Origin of the sequence: Methylobacterium sp. Leaf89 (assembly GCF_001422215.1) — a bacterium.
Taxonomy (GTDB): domain Bacteria; phylum Pseudomonadota; class Alphaproteobacteria; order Rhizobiales; family Beijerinckiaceae; genus Methylobacterium.
The window spans coordinates 44707-59200 of the sequence record NZ_LMML01000023.1; the positions used below are offsets into that span (position 1 = coordinate 44707).

The following is a 14494-nucleotide window of genomic DNA, read 5'->3' on the forward strand; positions in this document are numbered from 1 at the left end:
GTGCCCTGATTTCGATTGAAGGCATGAGGATGCCGGGCACTATGCGTCGGGACCATCCCCAGTCAAAGCCGTAAGTATCGGTGGCGTTGGGTTATCCTGGGCTGGGCGGGGTCAGCCAGCGGCCGACGAACGGGTCGCCACTGGTACCGAGGATGGTGGGCCGCAGCCGAAGCAGGACTTGGTACACCGCCGTGTGCATGCGCGTGCAGGCGGTCCAGTCCACCGGTGCACTCGGGTCTTCCAGGATGAGGGAGGCGAGCGTCTCGGCGTCCTCGACCGGGCAGACGCCTTCCAATCGTACCGGCGTCCCCGGCCCGGCATCGACTCGACGAACGACGGCCATCACCTATCCTCCGCCCTGGCGGGTACCGACGCGTCCGCGAGGATGCCGCCAGGGTCAAGCACGAGCAACACGCGGCCGTCGCTGAGCAGGGTCGTCCCCCCCACGCCCGCCACGGACCCGACGAGGCCCGCAGGCGGCCGGACCACGGTGTCGATGCGGTCCTCGAAGCGGTCGACCTCAACGGCGATCGTCTCCCCGTTCGCTCGGACGACCAAGAGTAGCGCATCGTCGCCGTCGAGGGGACGATCTCTCCGACCAAGCAACTCGACGAGCCGGAACACCGGAACCGTCCGGCCTCGCAGGACCGTCGCGTTTCCGCCTGCGACTGCGTGGATGCACGTCCGTGGCCTGCGTACGACCTCCACGACGGCGTCCATCGCGATGCCATACGATTCCGTGCCCGCACCGACGACCATGATGCGTGCCAGGGCGATGGTTTGAGGCAGGTGCAGGCGGATCGTGGTACCGAGGCCGACGCGGCTTTCGACCGAGACGCGTCCCCCCATGCGCGCCGCCGCCGCCCGTACCGCATCCATGCCGACACCGCGACCCGACAGCGCCCCCACGCTCTCGGCGGTCGAGAAACCGGGGGCGAAGATTAGCTCTGTGACGGCGGCATCATCCATGCTCGCGACGGCCTCGGGCTGGAGAAGCCCGCGATCGACGACCCGGCGCCGGATGAAGGCCGGGTCGATCCCCCGCCCGTCGTCGGAGACCGACACGACGATGCCGTCGCCATCCTGCTCGGCGGCAAGGCAGATGCGTCCAGCTTCGGGCTTGCCGACCTGACGCCGGTTCACCGCGTCCTCAAGCCCGTGATCGATCGCGTTCCGCACGACGTGCAGGAGCGGCTCGAACAGGTTCTCGACGATGCCCTTGTCCGCTTCCGCGGCCTCGCCTTCGACTACGAGGACGACATCCTTGCCGAGGCCGCGCGCCGCGTCCCGCACCTGGCGCCCGAATCGGCGGAACACACTCGACAGCGGCGTGAGCCGGAGTGAGATCGCGCTCCGGTGCAACGACCTCGAGAGGCGTCCGATGTTCGCATCCGCTTCCCGGATCGCCCGGGCCAGCATGCCCGCATCCTCGCCGGCCTCGGCCCGGGCGGCGAGATAGCCCAGGCCGTTGCGCGCGACGACGAGCTCGCCGACCAGCGCGACGAGGGCGTCGACCCGAGCCGCGTCTACCCGCAGGGTGCGGACCGCGTCACCGCCGAGCGGCTCGGACGCTCCATGATCCTCCTCGCCATCCGTTGGCGACGCGGCGTCTGACCGGTCGGTCAGGATGGCTTCGAGGGTCGCTCGAAGCGCATCCGGACCGCTTCCGAGTGCCTGTCCACAGCGGTCGGCGTCACCGGATCGCCCGGCCGACCGCAGGGTATTCATCGCCGAGCGCGCGCAGGCTTCCAAACGGCCCGCGTCGGTTTGCGCCTCTCCCGCTGCGGCCAGTACCCGGACCTGTTCCGCGAGTATCGCGGCAACGACTGGCTCCATCGCGGGTGCGCTAGCCGATATCGTCCCGCCCGACGCGTTTCGCTGGTCGGTCGCGGTCGGCAAGTCCACGACCGTGACCTGATCGCCCACCAGACGGAAAACGGTCTCGATCTCGGCGCGAGGCGCATCCGAAATCAGCGCGATGGCGAGGTTGCAGGCGAAGGCGTCGAACTCCTCGTCCGGGGACCACGGCGCCGCCGGCTCGACCGAGACGGCGAGCAGGCCGGGGACCTTCCGGACGAGGCCGAGGGGATCGTCACCGGAGAAGAAGCAATCACTGCGAGGCTGGTACCGCACCGCGATCCGCGGCCTTCCCTCGACACCGCGCAGGGGCTCTGCGAGGCGTGACGCCCAGCCCGGTAGCGCCGAGGCGTCCATCGCGCGAGCCTTCGGTCCTGACGAGAGAAGGGAACGGTATCGTCCGGCAAGGACGCTTCCCTCGGCGTCGGCAGTCCCCGGCAGTGTCCCTTCGGTCTCGACGGCGTCGGCCCAGCGTCCGGTCGCGTCGAGGGTCTCCAGCGAGAGATCAATCAGCGCGGCATCGACGGCGAGGGTCCCGGCCCGTGCTGCGGACAGACCGTCCTCGGCGGCGTGCAGGAGCGAGAACCATGGCGGGAAATCGAAGAGCCCGACGGACCCCTTGAGCGTGTGGAAGGCGCGGAACACCCGGTTTACCGCCTCGGTATCATCCGGCGCCGCCTCCAGCGCCAACAGGTCCTCGGTGGCCGACAGGACGAGTTCGCGCGTCTCGTCGAGGAACTGTTCGAGCAGGTCGTTCACGGACAGGAGCCCACAAGCGCCCTGGCATGCGCGACCAGCACGTCCTCGGACAAAGGCTTCACCAGGTAGAAGTTCGCGCCCGCGACCCGCGCCGCTTCCCGGTCGCCATCGGCGGCCTCCGTGCTGGTCATTAAGGACGGGATCGAACGTATCGGGGGCTCGCGACCACGCACGGCGCGAAGGAAGCTGTATCCATCCATCTTCGGCATGTTCACGTCCACGACGAGGAGGTCGTAGGTCGCGCCCAACACGCGCTCCAGCCCCTCGATGCCGTTGAGCGCCTCGTCCACCACGAAACCCGCCCGCTCAAGGATGCCGCGATAGTACATCCGCACGAGAGCTCCGTCGTCGACGACGAGCACGCGTGGCGCCTCAACGCGTAGGGAACCGGTGTCAGACATGCTCGCCCTCACGCGGCCGCCGGTAGACGATGGCGTCGTCGTAGCGGCAGACCCTGAACAACGGGGAAATCCGGCTCATGCTCTCGGTATGACCGAGGCAGACGAAGCCGCCCGGAACCAGGGCATCGTAGATGTTGTCCGCCGCGAGCCGCCGGGAGGCGTCGTCGAAGTAGATCAGCACGTTGCGGCAGAACACGACGTCGAAGCGGCCGTGGACAGCCATCGTCGTCGCATCGGTCAGGTTGCAAGGGGTGAAGCGCACCGAGCCGCGCAAGTCCGCTAGGATGCGCCATGCCGGGCCGAGCCGCGTCTCCTCGCGCACGAAATAGCGGGCGACGAGTTCCGGGCTCAACCGCATCAGAGCGCGCTCACCGTACAGACCTGCCTCGGCCGCGGCGAGCGCGCGGGTATCGATGTCCGATCCGACGATCTCGATGTCGTAGCGGTCGACCTCCGGCCAGTTCTCCAGCAGCCAGAGCGCCACCGAGTACGGCTCCTCCCCGGTCGAGCAGGGCATCGACCAGATCCGCACGGTCGATCCTTCCGGTCGGTGGGCGACGAGTTCCGGTAGCAAGGAGGACGTCAGGCAGCGGAGTTGGTGGTCCTCGCGGTAGAAGTAGGTCTCGTTGATGGTGAAGGCGTTGATGAGGTTCTCGACCTCGCCGTCCAGGTCGGCGCGCAGGCGGGCGAGATATACCGTGAACGAGCGGGACGCGGTCGCCTGCATGCGCTCGGCGAGCCGGCGGTCGACGAAGTAGCGCTTGGCCGGCGTGAACAAGATGCCGGTGCGCCGGTAGAGGAACTCGCAGAAGCGCGCGAAGTCGGCGTCGGTGACCGGCGATGGGGTATCGACCACGCGCTCAACGACCCTTGTCGAGGCGCGCGAGCACGGTATCGATGGCCAATGGCAGGAATGCCTCCGAGGCGAACCGTGTCCGGGCGGCCAGCAACGCCGATATCGCGTCCGGCGTCCCGACCTCGGCCAAGACCTCGACCGCCGCGCCGCAGACGTTCGGGTGCGTCTCGACGTCGAGCAGGCCCGCCAGCCATTCGTTTGCGGGTCCGGTCGGCTGCGTCCTCACGATCTCGGTTGCGAGGATTCGGACGTCGGGGTCGGGATCGGAGAGTAATCCCGGAAGCACCGAGCCCGCTGCGGCGGGCATCGACTGAAGCGCCTCAATGCACGCGTTGCGCAGCCCGGCATCCTCCGAGCGCAGGTGCCGGGCGAGCGCGACGGCAGCGGATGGATCGGCGATGGCCACCAGCGTCGCAAGCAGGGTTTCGCGGGCGCGCGGGTCTTTTTCCGTTCCGAGGTCGAAGCCGAGATCGTCCGCATCCCTTTGTAGGTCAGGCGTGGACGCGGTCGCGGAAATCGTCGGAGAAGTTGGATCTCGGCGGACGAGCGGCATCAGAGCACCATATCGAGGAGTGCGTCGGCGATGCCGTCGAGCGGGACGACGACCGTTGCGCCGCCGGCCCTGACGAGTTCGCCCGGCATGCCCCAGACCACCGCCGTCTCCTCGCTCTCGGCGATGGTGCGGCCGCCCTTCGCCCGCAACTCCGCCATCGTCGCCGCGCCGTCCCGACCCATGCCCGTCATGAGAATACCGATCAGCCGTGAGGGCTCGACCAGTTCGAGGGCACTGGCGACGAGACGGTCGGCGCTCGGGTGCCAGGGATAGTCGGCATGGGCCGGCACCGGCTGCACGACCAATCCGGAGGGCCGGCGCGCGAGCGTCATGTCCGCGTCTCCCTTGCCGACGTAGACGTTGCCCGGGGTCAGCGGCATCGGCCGCGAGGCTTCCTGCACTTTCAGGGCGCACAGGCCGTCGAGCCGGCGTGACAGGGGACCCGTGAAGTTGCCGGGCATATGCTGGGCGATCACGACCGGCCACGAGAAATCCGCGGGCAGACGCGACAGCAAGGCATCGAGCGCAGGCGGCCCGCCCGTGGATGTCCCGACCAGTACGATGCCCTCGATGCCCTCGATGCCCTCGATGCGCCCGGGCGTGGGAGACGGGTCGGACGTCGGGCCGGGCGAAGGTAGGGACTTCGGCCTCGGCGCACGTGTCACCGCACCGCGTGCCGAAGTAGCGCTCCTGGCCCGGATGCGCTCGGCGAGGCGCAGAGTTGGACGAAGGCGGGCGCGTGCAGCCGCCCGTACCCTTTGCACGATTAGCGGGCCGAGACGGTCCATCTCCAGGGAAACCGCTCCGCCGGGCTTGGCGACAAAGTCGACGGCACCGCGCTCCAACGCATCGAGGGTGACTTCCGCGCCGTCCGCGGTCAGGGACGACAGCATCACCACCGGGGTCGGTCGATCCAGCATGATGCGGTCGAGGCAGGCGAGACCGTCCAGGCCCGGCATGTTGATGTCGAGCGTGATGACGTCGGGGCGGAAGCTGGCATGCTCGGCCAGCGCCTGTTCGCCGTCACGGGCGAAGGCCACCTCGAAATCCGCCTCTTGCGCGAACACGCCGCCAAGCAGCTTACGCATCAGCGCGGAGTCGTCGACGACCAGGAGGCGGATCATTCCGCGGTATCCGTCCCGGCCTCTCGCACGCCCGACCGCTTATTCGTCGCCCGCACCCTCCGCTCGGTCCCGGCAAGCAGGGCCGATGCGTCAACGATGGGCAGGAGGCTGCCGTCATCCAGGGTCGCGACCCGGTCGACCCCGTTCCCAGCGTCGCCGGAAAAATCGGGCGTCGGCCGGATGGCGTCCGCTTCGAGGCGCAGCATCCGCGAGACGCCGTCGACCAGCAGGCCGGCGACATTGGCCCCGGCTTCGAGCACGACGATGCGTCGCCGCGGACTTGCCTCGCCGGGCGGAAGGCCGAAGCTCCGGCGCTGGTCAACCACGGCGAGCACGGTGCCGCGCACGTCGATGGCGCCTACGACGATATGCGGCGACCGGGGCAGACGCGTCATCACCTCGGGTACGCGCAGCACCTCGCGCACCGACCCGACCGAGACGCCGTAGCTCTCACCCGCGACGTCGAAGACGACGAACTGTTCCGTCGCTCCCGCCGCCTCGGCGTTCTCGGTCCTGGCGTCGGAGGAACGTGCAGGCGAGGCGGTCACGGTCGTTCCTTCGATCAAACGGTCGGCGGAGAGCACGGAGATCAGCGTACCTGCCTGGTCGATGCGGCAGATCGCGTCGATTGCGGTCGTTCCGCCTCGACCCAGCGCCGCCGGCACCGGATCGACAGCATCGGGCGCCAGCCGCAGGATCGGACCCAGCGCATCGACGACGAGGCCGATTTCCGTTCCCCCCATCCGCGCGACGACGATGCGCGCCTCCGCCCCTGGCGGGGGAGCGGCCAGGCCGAGCAGGACCGGCAGGCTCAGCAACGGCAGCACTCCGCCTCGCAACGCCATGATGCCCAGGGCGGCGGTCTGGGCACCCGGCACCGGCACGACGTCCGGCGGCAGCGCCAGAACTTCCGCGACCCGCTCCAACGGCAGGGCATAGGATCGCCCACCCGCCGTGAACGAAACCAACGCGACGCGCTCCGCCTCCGCCGCGCCCGAAAACTCCTCTCGTGAGGGCCGAACGCCAGCTACCGCTGGCGTTCCGGCCCGGCGTCGGGGAAATGCGGCGGTGATCAATGTCCCGAGATCGAGCACGCGAATCTGCCCCGACCCGACCGCGGTGGTGAGATGCCGGGTCTTGGATGCCTCGTCCCCCTCGAACGATTCCGTTCCCCCCAAGAATGACACGACACGGTCGACCATCAGCCCGACCGCCTCGCCCGCCTCCGCCACAACGACCCGGGTCGGTTCCGTGGGGGGCTCCAGATCGGGGCGGACAACGCGACGGAGGTCGAGCACCGGAAGGGCGGTGCCGCGAAGGTTGGCGAGCCCGGCCAAGGCGGCCGGGGCGCCGGGCACCCGCGTCAGCCGAGGCGGACGAAGCAGTTCGCGGACGAGGCCCGCATCGAGGGCGTAATCGTCTGTGCCCAGCGTGAAGACGAGGTAGCGCCTGTCGCCCGTGCCGTCTGCCTCAGGCATCCGTGGCCTGCAGCTCGTCGGCGAGCGATGCGATTTCCTCGATGCTCGCCGCGAGATCCTCGGCGCCCTTCGACTGCTGGCGTGCGGCGGTGGCGGCCTCGCCGGAGGCACGGTCGGCCTGCTCCGCCGCGGCGGCGATCTGCTGCGAGCCCTTTAGTCCCTCTCGGGCCGCGACGACAATAACGTCTGCGGCGGCCAGGACATCGGTGTTGCCTGCCTCCAAACGTACGACGTCCCCCTCCACGCCGGCGAGGGTGGCGAAAAGCACTCGATTGCGTTGCATCTCCGTCTCGGACGCCGCGACGACCTGCTCAAGTGCCCTGCGGACACCGCCGACCCCGTCCTGGATGTCGCGGACGGTGTCGCGGATGCGGTCGGCGTTCTCCGAGGCGTCGCGGGCCAAGGCGCGGATGTCGTTCGACACGACGGCGAAGCCTCGACCCCCTTCGCCGGCACGCGCAGCCTCGATGGCGCCGCTGACCGCGAGCATGTTCACCTGCACGGAGACGAGGGCGATTGACCCGATGATCTTCTCGATGCGGCGATTGCTGGCTTCCAGTGCACCGACGCGTCCTAGGCAGGCGCGGGTCTCGTCGAGCGAGCGCGCCACCCCGTCGACAAGTGAGCCCACCCCGACCCGCACGTCCGCCAGGGTTGCGGCGATGCCCGCGACCGTCTCCCGGGCAACCGTCGCGTTCGCCTTGAAGACCGCGGCGCTGCGCTCGACCTGTTCCATCGCCACGCTGGACTGATGTGCGGCGGCGCTCTGGATGCCGGTGCCGCGGCTGATCTGGTCGATGGCGGCGAGGATCTCGCTCGCCGCCCCGGAAAGCTCCTGGACCGTGGCGGAGAGTTCCTCGGCAGCCGAGGCGACCTCATCGGCCTGCCCCTGAACCGACCCGCTACCCGTCAGGTCGTCGGCAAGGCCCGCCAACGCCTGTGCCGTCGTCTGGGATTGGTCGAGGGATTGAGTCTGCTGCGCCACCGCCTGCTGAGCCTGGCCAGCGGCCGCCGCCTGTTCCTCGGCCGCGGCGGCGATCTGTTCGGCGCCACGTTGCGCCTCCCTGATGGCCGTCTCGGCCTCGATTGCCGCGGCGAGGATCGCCTGTGCGCCGTTCGACACCGTGCCGAGCTCCGACCGCGCCGCCTCCAACCGCTCGGTCACCTGCGCGCCTGCCTCGGCCTCGGCCGTCGCCGTGCGGGCTGCAGCGCGGATGATCTCCCCAATGCCCCGGACCTCGGTGCGGATCGCCTCGGCCAGCGTCCGGACCTCGGCCGCGCTCGCCTCGGATGTCTCGGCGAGAGCCCGCACCTCATCGGCGACGACAGCGAAGCCCCGGCCGTCCTCGCCCGCCCGCGCTGCCTCGATGGCGGCGTTCAGGGCCAGAAGGTTGGTCTGGTCGGAAACGTGCTCGACCGTGCCGGTGATCTCGCCGATGCTCGTGGCCGCGCGGTCGAGCTCGTCGATCAGCGTGACCGAGGCGGATTGCCGTTCGGAATTGGCCTGTACGGCGGCGACCGACGTGGTGATATGGACCCCGGTCTCCGTGAGCAGCGTCTGGAATGCCGTGGTCGACTGGCGCGAGGCGTCCGCCCGCCCTCGGGCCTCGGAAAGGCGACTGGAAATTCCGGCGATGGCACCGAGGGACTCCTGAGCGGCGCCGGCGGCTTCCTCGGCACCGGAAGCGATCTGCTCCATCGAGCGTCGCAGTTCCTCTGCGGCCGACGAAGCCTCGATCACCCCGGCGGCGAGTTCCTCCGTCGCCGCCGCAAGCCGTTCGGATGCCTTCTCCCGTCTGGCGCGGGACCGTTCGCGCGAACGTCCGGCTGGGATGGGCGCGACGGGCGAAGGGTTCGGAACGGTCGCGCCGGCATCCGCGGCCTCTCCCTGCGGCGCGAGCCGCGTCCTCTTCACCAGCGCCATGGACGGATCACCTGCGTTCGACCGCCCCTCTTGCCGGACGCAAGGGTGAGGAAGGCTCGGAAGTAGACTTCGCGGTTCTAAGCCGGGGAGCGCTGCGGTCAAGAAGCGTCGGAAGGTCCCGCCTGATCGCGACGGTTGGATCCACATCGCTATGCCGCATCTTCCACGAACCTCGAAGGGTTAGCGGCCCCTGTAGGATTCCGTCGCCCAGCGTTAGAGGTGCGCGATGCCGGATATTAACCTTGTTTCGATAGTGCGGTGGATGCGGATCGTTCTCCTCGATCCTAAGTCAGCCGCGGCGGAGTGACCGCGGGTCGGAGCCGGCCGTGACCCTGACGACCCGCATACTGCTGCTGGTGATGCTCGCGCTCACGCCGGCCCTCGCGATTCAAGGATATAACGAATACGCCCTGCGTACCTCGCGCGACGAGGCGGTGCGCGCCGATGCCATGGCCACCGCCCGGACCGTGGCTGAAGACCTCTCGCAGGTCGCCGAGACGGCACGCCAAGCGCTAAACTTCGTGGCGCAGGACCCCTCCGTGCGCGCCATGGAACCCGCAGGTTGCACCGAGTACCTTCGCCGTGCCGCGACGGACAATACTCATCTCGCGGTCCTGGCGCTGACGCGGATCGACGGGACCGTCGTATGCAACAGCGTGGGATCGCCCGCTGGCTCGTATGCGGTACCCGACCGCAGCTACCAGCGTCGTGCGGTCGCTGAAGACACGTTCGTCATGGGCACCTATGCCCGAGGCAACGCCTCGCGGAAGGACTCACTACACTTCGCGCAGCCCCTTCACGGTGCAGACGGCCAGACGGTCGGCGTCCTGGCCGCCGCCATAGACCTCGACTGGCTCGCTAAATATCTGCGGCGCAACCTGCGTCTGTCGAGCACCTCGGTCACCGTCGCTGACGAGAACCATGTGATCCTGGTCCGCTACCCGGGCGGCGATGGTTGGATCGGAAAGCCGATCCCGCCTGAGCGACTACGCATCCTTATTGAACGGGGCGAAGGTGTCCGTGTCGATCTCGGGATCGACGGACGCGAGAGGGTCCTGGCAAACACCCAACCTTCCGGCCCGACCTCGGCAGCCTGGGTCACCGTCGGCCGCGACCGCGACCTTGCCTACGCCGACGTCGATGCGGCGACACGTCGGGGAGTGGTCCTGATCGCGCTAGGTGCCATCATGGCGGTCATGGCCGCGCTTTTTGCCGGGCGCTTCTTCATCCGGCGTCCCTTCGGCCGCCTGCTTCGGACGGCGTCCCGGTGGCAGGCCGGCGATTTCGCCGCCCGCAACGGGCTTGAGGGGGGAGATGAGTTCGGCAGGCTCGGGCGCAAGCTGGATGCCATGGCGGGAAGCCTGCAACGCAACGAGGCGGAGCTGCGAGAGGAGATCCGCAACGGCCGGGCGATGCAGGAACGGCAGGTGACGATGCTGCACGAGTTGAATCACCGCGTGAAGAACACACTCGCCACGGTCCAGGCATTGGCGCGGCAGTCGACCCGGGGCGGCGACGCACCCGGGGAGCGGCTGGAGGCCCGTATCCTAGCGTTATCAAAGACCCACGACCTGCTGACGCAGGACGATTGGTCGAGCGCCCCCCTTCGCGCGGTGCTGGAGAATGAGATTGGGCCATACCGGGGCGGCGATTGCACCTTCGTGATCGAGGGACCCGACGTCGACCTGCCGCCCCGTCACGTCCTATCGCTCGGCATGACACTGCATGAGCTCGTCACCAACGCAGCCAAGTACGGCGCGCTTTCCGTGCCGGGGGGCGAAGTGCGTGTCGCCTGGTCGATTGCCGGCACTGGGCGCAGCGAGCGGCACCTGCTCCTTGATTGGATTGAGGCTCGGGGTCCACCGGCAGCTTCTCCCGAACGTCGCGGTTTTGGCACGCGCTTGATCACGATGAGCATTGAGCGCGAACTCGACGGGAAGGTCACCCTCGATTACGCGGAGAAGGGCTTACGTGTCGGCATGGAAGTTCCGTTGACTGAGTTAAGTCGAGCACATCTTAGCCCACTCGCCACTGCTCATTAAAATCTACCGCAGGAGGCTAGCCCCAGCACTTGGCAGCTCCCGGTCCTGTCGGCAAAGGGTAGATTTCACTGCCTCGCTTCGAGGGCGATAAAAGCAAAAGGGCGGGCGTTTTTTTAGGAATGACCCTGGGCGACCTTGTGCCGAAACCATTCGTCCGGCCTGTTCAGGCTGGACTGCTAAACCCGCATTCTGCAACGACGGTCATTTCGTTTGGAAGCAACCGGCAGCGGGAATCGGTCGCTTTCCAAAGCCCCCGGGCCGTGACACTCCCCTTCCATGAGCAGCTTGCACAAACTGATCGGGACCGTCGCCCGCCGACGTCATTCACCGGTTACCGATTACGGCGTCACGTTGCTGCTCGTGGGGGCCATGACGTTCGTCCGGTTCCTGGCCCCGGCCCATGTCGCACCGTTCCTGCTGTATATTCCCGTCCTGCTCGTTGTCACCCTGGCTTTCGGCTGGAGTGCCGGGACGATGGCACTGTTTTTGTCCACCCTGATCGCCGCGTGGTTCTACACCCGCGATGGGATGCTCGGCAGTGTCGACGTCGCCCTGCTATGCCAGTACGCGACGGTCGGCGCGACCATGGTGTGGATCTGCCATGCCCTGCGACGGTCCGTCGCGCAGAACGAAGCCACACTGGAGCGGCTCAACGCCGCGAACCACGTCCTCGTTGACAGGGAAACGGCGTTGACCGACGCCAACGCCGTGGCGAAGGCCGCCAAGGAAGCGGCCGAGCAAGCCAACGCGGCGAAGAGCGACTTCCTCGCGAACATGAGCCATGAACTCCGCACCCCGCTTTCCGCAATCATCGGTTACAGCGAGATGATGGGAGAGGAGATCGCGACCGCTGTGCGGCGTCGGACCTCGTGGCCGACATCGGCAAGGTCGAGCGCAACGCCCGCCACCTGCTCGGGCTCATCAACGACGTGCTGGACCTCTCCAAGGTCGAGAGCGGCAAGATGGATGTCTATGCCGAGGATTTCGCGGTGGAGGACATGCTCCGCGACGTCGCGGGTTCTGTCGCGACGTTGGTTGGCAAGAAGGGCAACAGCCTTGAAATGCAGTTCGCCCCCGGGCTGGGCCGGATGCATTCAGACCTGACCAAGACGCGGCAGGTGCTGTTCAACTTCCTGAGTAACGCAGCTAAGTTCACGGACAAGGGGACCATCACGGTTGCCGCCTCCCGCATCACGGACCCCTCGGGTGGAGACCAGCTATCGTTCTCCGTCTCGGACTCGGGAATAGGCATGACGGCCGAGCAGGTGTCGCGTCTGTTCCGGCGCTTCGAGCAAGCCGATTCCTCCACGACGCGCAACTTCGGCGGGACCGGCCTTGGTCTTTCGCTCACGCGTGCCTTCGCCGACATCCTTTTCGGGACCATCACGGTGTCCAGCGTGCCCGGCCAGGGCAGCACCTTCACGTTCACCGTGCCGGCGATCTATGTTCCACCCGTCGACGAGCAGGCCTCCCCCGATCCGGACGTCATCGGCGATGGCGGGGCGGAGGGTGACATCATCCTGGTCATCGACGACGATACAGATCAGCTCGCCCTCACGACGCGGTTCCTCCACCGCGAGGGCTTCCAGGTCCGGACGGCCACGAACGGCAGGAGCGGGCTTGACCTTGCCCGGAAGCTGAGGCCGCGAGCCATCCTGCTGGACGTGATGATGCCGGGCGTGGATGGATGGTCGGTGCTGAGCCAGATCAAGTCGGACGCGTTGCTGGCGCCAATCCCGGTCGTGATGGTGACATCCGTCGACCAACGCAAGCTGGCGGCGTCCCTCGGCGCCTCGGACTACATGCTGAAGCCGGTCAACTGGGCTCGGTTCGGCAAGATCGTGAACCAGTTCAGGCTGGCGGAGCCGGACCGGCGCGGCACCGTGCTCTTGGTCGAAGACGAGGCCATGACCCGCATGGCGATGCGCTCCACCCTGGAGGAGGACGGCTGGTCGGTCGTGGAGGCCTCGAACGGCCAGGAGGGCTTGCAGCAGGTGATCGATAACAAGCCGGACGTGGTGATCGTAGACCTGAACATGCCCATCCTGGACGGCTTCGGCTTCCTGGAAGGCGTTCGAGCCGTGCCCGGATGCGCGGACATCCCGGTGATCGTGCTGACGGGTCGAGAGTTCTCGGCGGACGACCGGAGTAAGCTTCGCGGCGCGAGCCAGATCCTCAATCGCGGCGACCTCGCCTCGGCAAGCCTGGCCGAAAGGCTGAGAGACCTTACGGTCTAGCAGGGGGCGAGGATGGCTCAGCACATTGGCGTCGAAGCCATATCAACGTCTGCTTCCGAGCATCTGATTTCGCAGCCTGAACGACCGGGTTGGGTCGATTTAAGAAGGTCTGCTTATGGACAGATTTGCATAAAAGCGAACGTCGCCACCACGCCTACGGCGTGATCAAGTTCTGACTTAAAGCCCAAGCTTTCGCATGTCCGCGTGGAGTTGGTGGGAGTTACTAAACGGGCGACCATCAGGTCAGCATGTTGTGGCCCATAAAACTAGCGTCCGACGTAGGTCGGGATCAGCCAGTTCGCTCCACGACCGACATGGGTGCACGCTGTGTGAAAAAGGAAGCGCACGGCGCAATTGTAGAACAATCTTCTGCTCGACAGATATGAAGCCCCGTTGGCGGACGGTTCCAACGCGGTTTGAAGATCCATTTCGGCGCTGCTCAGGTTGCTTTTAAGAAAATCCTTCTACCGCTTCTGCGTTTTCACACACCCTCGGTGGGAAGCGGACCCTGACCCTTCGCCTTGAAGCGGACCTTCCCGCTCCGACTTACCCACGTCGTCACCGCAGCCGCGACCTTCCTTCAAAGTAGGATTTCTCTGATTGCGTACTTTGGCATCGTGCTACGGCGCTGGGCAGGTCTGGAAGGGATCGTCTCCAGCGCGCGGTCTTGCGATCCAATCTAGATCGTAGCCAAAATTCGCGACGTCGGTTTCCACTTGCTTCGAATATTGGTGTATGTTCAGATATCAAGATATCGAACAACATCCGGGAGCCGCACATGGCCATGGCAGCGCAGATCGACACGCTCCTGCCAGTGTCGGCCGTCGCGCCGTCGAACAATCAGCGATTGTTCCTGCGGTATTTCACGGCGATCTTGATCGACCTCGTCGTGCTGAATTTGTTCGTCGAATATTCCGGGAAAGTGTTCATCGAGTCGTTCACAATTTCTCTGATGGCCGCCATATTGTTGCAAGTCTTGCTGAAGCTGACAATCGTCGTCGAGCATTGGGTTGCCGATTTCTTCAATGCAAGATCCGGCGCTCTCATGAAGTTTTCGCGCTTTTTCTTTGCCTGGCTGGTCCTGTTCGGCTCCAAGTTCGTGATCTTGGAGGCTCTGACGGTCGTATTCGGCACAAGCGTCCGTTTCGAGGGCGCCTTCCACGGGATGGTTACGCTGATCGTGGTCGTCGTGACGATGCTCGTCGCCGAGGAGGCGATCGTGCGGCTCTATCGAAAGCTCAACTGAAAGATCGCTCCAGCCAT

General features: G+C 66.8%; 12 protein-coding genes. 4 read left to right on the forward strand and 8 right to left on the reverse strand.

From position 1 onward, the window contains the following. Nucleotides 1–91: 91 nt before the first annotated feature. From ASF18_RS08325 to ASF18_RS08360, 8 genes are read right to left on the reverse strand one after another with little or no spacing between them, the layout of a single operon-like run. Nucleotides 92–343, reverse strand: a complete 252-nt coding sequence (locus tag ASF18_RS08325; RefSeq protein ID WP_056350766.1) for a hypothetical protein — start codon at nucleotides 341–343, stop codon at nucleotides 92–94. Continuing rightward, the gene (locus tag ASF18_RS08330) at nucleotides 343–2616 is read right to left on the reverse strand and encodes a chemotaxis protein CheA (RefSeq protein ID WP_056350768.1); all 2274 of its coding nucleotides are present in this window, start codon (nucleotides 2614–2616) and stop codon (nucleotides 343–345) included. The genes ASF18_RS08325 and ASF18_RS08330 overlap by 1 nt, the downstream gene beginning before the upstream one ends. Then, complete coding sequence (locus ASF18_RS08335; protein WP_056350770.1) at nucleotides 2613–3017, reverse strand: response regulator; 405 nt, start codon at nucleotides 3015–3017, stop codon at nucleotides 2613–2615. The genes ASF18_RS08330 and ASF18_RS08335 overlap by 4 nt, the downstream gene beginning before the upstream one ends. Then, nucleotides 3010–3873 carry a protein-glutamate O-methyltransferase CheR gene (locus ASF18_RS08340; RefSeq protein WP_056350772.1) on the reverse strand — a complete coding sequence of 288 codons (864 nt, stop codon included), beginning with the start codon at nucleotides 3871–3873 and terminating at the stop codon, nucleotides 3010–3012. The genes ASF18_RS08335 and ASF18_RS08340 overlap by 8 nt, the downstream gene beginning before the upstream one ends. Before the next feature lie 4 nt (nucleotides 3874–3877). Beyond that, nucleotides 3878–4426, reverse strand: a complete 549-nt coding sequence (locus ASF18_RS08345; RefSeq protein ID WP_056350775.1) for a HEAT repeat domain-containing protein — start codon at nucleotides 4424–4426, stop codon at nucleotides 3878–3880. Further along, nucleotides 4426–5550, reverse strand: coding sequence for a chemotaxis-specific protein-glutamate methyltransferase CheB (gene cheB / locus ASF18_RS08350; RefSeq protein WP_056350776.1), 1125 nt, complete (start codon nucleotides 5548–5550; stop codon nucleotides 4426–4428). Before cheB ends, ASF18_RS08345 begins: the two co-directional genes overlap by 1 nt. Continuing rightward, nucleotides 5547–7028: a chemotaxis protein CheW gene (locus tag ASF18_RS08355; protein ID WP_056350778.1), complete on the reverse strand. Its 1482-nt coding sequence runs from the start codon at nucleotides 7026–7028 to the stop codon at nucleotides 5547–5549. Before ASF18_RS08355 ends, cheB begins: the two co-directional genes overlap by 4 nt. Beyond that, nucleotides 7021–8952 (reverse strand): methyl-accepting chemotaxis protein, encoded by a 1932-nt coding sequence (locus ASF18_RS08360; RefSeq protein ID WP_056350781.1) that lies wholly within the window; start codon nucleotides 8950–8952, stop codon nucleotides 7021–7023. The genes ASF18_RS08355 and ASF18_RS08360 overlap by 8 nt, the downstream gene beginning before the upstream one ends. A gap of 326 nt (nucleotides 8953–9278) precedes the next feature. Here ASF18_RS08360 and ASF18_RS08365 point away from each other — a divergent pair, with 326 nt between their 5' ends. The 4 genes from ASF18_RS08365 to ASF18_RS08380 all read left to right on the forward strand — a co-directional run bounded on the left by ASF18_RS08365 (nucleotide 9279) and on the right by ASF18_RS08380 (nucleotide 14477). Beyond that, nucleotides 9279–10994: a sensor histidine kinase gene (locus ASF18_RS08365; protein WP_056350784.1), complete on the forward strand. Its 1716-nt coding sequence runs from the start codon at nucleotides 9279–9281 to the stop codon at nucleotides 10992–10994. 276 nt (nucleotides 10995–11270) lie between these two features. Next, the gene (locus ASF18_RS24635) at nucleotides 11271–12098 is read left to right on the forward strand and encodes a histidine kinase dimerization/phospho-acceptor domain-containing protein (RefSeq protein ID WP_082487258.1); all 828 of its coding nucleotides are present in this window, start codon (nucleotides 11271–11273) and stop codon (nucleotides 12096–12098) included. Beyond that, nucleotides 12083–13231, forward strand: a complete 1149-nt coding sequence (locus ASF18_RS08375; RefSeq protein ID WP_244472640.1) for a response regulator — start codon at nucleotides 12083–12085, stop codon at nucleotides 13229–13231. The genes ASF18_RS24635 and ASF18_RS08375 overlap by 16 nt, the downstream gene beginning before the upstream one ends. A 778-nt stretch (nucleotides 13232–14009) precedes the next feature. Next, nucleotides 14010–14477, forward strand: coding sequence for a hypothetical protein (locus tag ASF18_RS08380; protein WP_244472629.1), 468 nt, complete (start codon nucleotides 14010–14012; stop codon nucleotides 14475–14477). The last annotated feature ends 17 nt before the right edge of the window (nucleotides 14478–14494 follow it).

Coding starts and splice junctions, on each gene's coding strand:
- ASF18_RS08335 (WP_056350770.1), bottom strand. CDS start 3,017: ATGTCTGACACCGGTTCCCTACGCGTTGAGGCGCCACGCGTGCTCGTC.
- ASF18_RS08355 (WP_056350778.1), bottom strand. CDS start 7,028: ATGCCTGAGGCAGACGGCACGGGCGACAGGCGCTACCTCGTCTTCACG.
- cheB (WP_056350776.1), bottom strand. CDS start 5,550: ATGATCCGCCTCCTGGTCGTCGACGACTCCGCGCTGATGCGTAAGCTG.
- ASF18_RS08375 (WP_244472640.1), top strand. CDS start 12,083: ATGCATTCAGACCTGACCAAGACGCGGCAGGTGCTGTTCAACTTCCTG.
- ASF18_RS08325 (WP_056350766.1), bottom strand. CDS start 343: ATGGCCGTCGTTCGTCGAGTCGATGCCGGGCCGGGGACGCCGGTACGA.
- ASF18_RS08345 (WP_056350775.1), bottom strand. CDS start 4,426: ATGCCGCTCGTCCGCCGAGATCCAACTTCTCCGACGATTTCCGCGACC.
- ASF18_RS24635 (WP_082487258.1), top strand. CDS start 11,271: ATGAGCAGCTTGCACAAACTGATCGGGACCGTCGCCCGCCGACGTCAT.
- ASF18_RS08360 (WP_056350781.1), bottom strand. CDS start 8,952: ATGGCGCTGGTGAAGAGGACGCGGCTCGCGCCGCAGGGAGAGGCCGCG.
- ASF18_RS08380 (WP_244472629.1), top strand. CDS start 14,010: ATGGCCATGGCAGCGCAGATCGACACGCTCCTGCCAGTGTCGGCCGTC.